This window comes from Pseudonocardia halophobica (genome assembly GCF_027922425.1).
Classification (GTDB): domain Bacteria; phylum Actinomycetota; class Actinomycetes; order Mycobacteriales; family Pseudonocardiaceae; genus Pseudonocardia; species Pseudonocardia halophobica.
This window is the reverse complement of record NZ_BSFQ01000109.1, coordinates 1-1,577: the sequence shown is the minus strand read 5'-3', so window position 1 is coordinate 1,577 and position 1,577 is coordinate 1. Positions and strand designations below refer to the sequence as shown.

Annotated in this window: 2 protein-coding genes; both read right to left on the bottom strand. The window is 74.3% G+C overall.

The genetic code is table 11. The features are described from left to right. Positions 1–341: phenylacetate--CoA ligase family protein (locus PKE99_RS37475; RefSeq protein ID WP_369075886.1), on the bottom strand; the 341-nt coding region annotated here is incomplete at its 3' end. 160 nt (positions 342–501) lie between these two features. Then, the coding region (locus tag PKE99_RS37470) for an aldehyde dehydrogenase family protein (protein WP_271215017.1) at positions 502–1,577 on the bottom strand (1,076 nt) is incomplete at its 5' end.

Below are 1,577 nucleotides of genomic sequence, written 5' to 3'. Positions count from 1 at the left end.
CGGGCGACCAGCCCGGCCCAGGTGTCGATGTCGCGGTCGGTGTAGCCGACGACGGTCGGGCGGCCGGTGGTGCCGGAGGAGGCGTGGATGCGGCGGATCTCGGGCTGTGGCACGGCGAACATCCCGAACGGGTAGTTCTCGCGCAGGTCGGCCTTGCTGGTGGTGGGGAACTTGGCGAGGTCGGCGAGGTCGCGGCAGTCGTCGGGGTGCACGCCGGCGGCGTCGAAGGACCGGCGGTAGTGCGGGACGTGGTCGTAGGCGTGCCGCAGCGTCCACTGCAGCCGCTCGAGCTGGGTGGCGCGCAGCGCGTCGAGCGAGAGGCGCTCGCCTGCGTCGAGCAGGTCCTCGGGCGGCGCCTCGCCGCGGCGGACCGAGGTGGTCGGCGCCGGGGCGGCTGCTGCGGTCGGTGCGGTCGACGTCGTCGTCGGGGTGGTCACAGCCGTCGTCCTCCGTCTGCGTTGATCGTCTGGCCGGTGAGGAAGGAGGCGTCGTCCGCGGGGGTCATCGGGCGTCCTTCTTGGCGACGAGGGTGAGGACGTCGTAGCGGGCGACGGATTGGCCGTCCTGGCGGGTGACGTCGGCGTCCCAGCGGACCTCGCCGTACCCGGCGGACTCGCGCGGGGTGAGTTGTTTGCAGGTCAGGGTGACGGTGAGTTCGTCGTCGAACTTGACCGGGGTGAGGAAGCGCAGGTTGTCCACCCCGAAGTTGGCCAGCACCGGGCCGGGGTCGGGGTCGACGAACAGGCCCGCGGCCAGGGAGACGATCAGGTAGCCGTGCGCGACGCGCTCACCGAACAGCGGGTTCGCCGCCGCGGCCGCGGCGTCGGTGTGGGCGTAGAAGGTGTCGCCGGTGAACGCGGCGAAGTGCTCCACATCGGCCTGGCTGACCCGCCGCGGCCCGGCCACGATGGTGTCGCCGGGGCGGAGCTCTTCGAGGTGCAGCCGGAACGGGTGCCGCTCGGTCTGGCGCCGGGCGGCGCCGGGGACCCAGCGGCCGGTGATCGCGGCGAGGGTGTCCGGGTCGGCCTGGATGGCGGTGCGCTGCATGTGGTGCAGCACCCCGCGGATGCCGCCCAGCTCCTCCCCGCCACCGGCCCGGCCGGGCCCGCCGTGCACCAGCGGGGGCAGCGGCGAGCCGTGCCCGGTCGACTCCTTCGCGTCGGCCTCGTTGAGCACCAGCAGCCGGCCGTGGAACGCGGCGGCGCCGAGCACCACCTCGCGGGCGAATGCCGGGTCGGCGCTGACGATCGAGCCGGCCAGGCTGCCCTGCCCGCGGGCGGCGTAGTCGATCAGCTGTGCGGTCGAGGAGTAGGGGAGGATCGTCGAAACCGGGCCGAACGCCTCGACCTGGTGCGGCTCGGCCCGCTCCGGGTCCCCGACCAGCAGGATCGGCGAGACGAACGCGCCCCGGTCCGGGTCCGCGCCGACCACCTCGACCTGCTCGGGGTCGCCGAAGACGATCCGCCCGGCATCGGCCAGCGCCTTCACGCTGCGGCGGACCTCCTCGCGCTGATCCAGCGACGCCAGCGCGCCCATCCGGACGCCCTCGGCCGACGGCGCCCCGATCACCGTCTTGG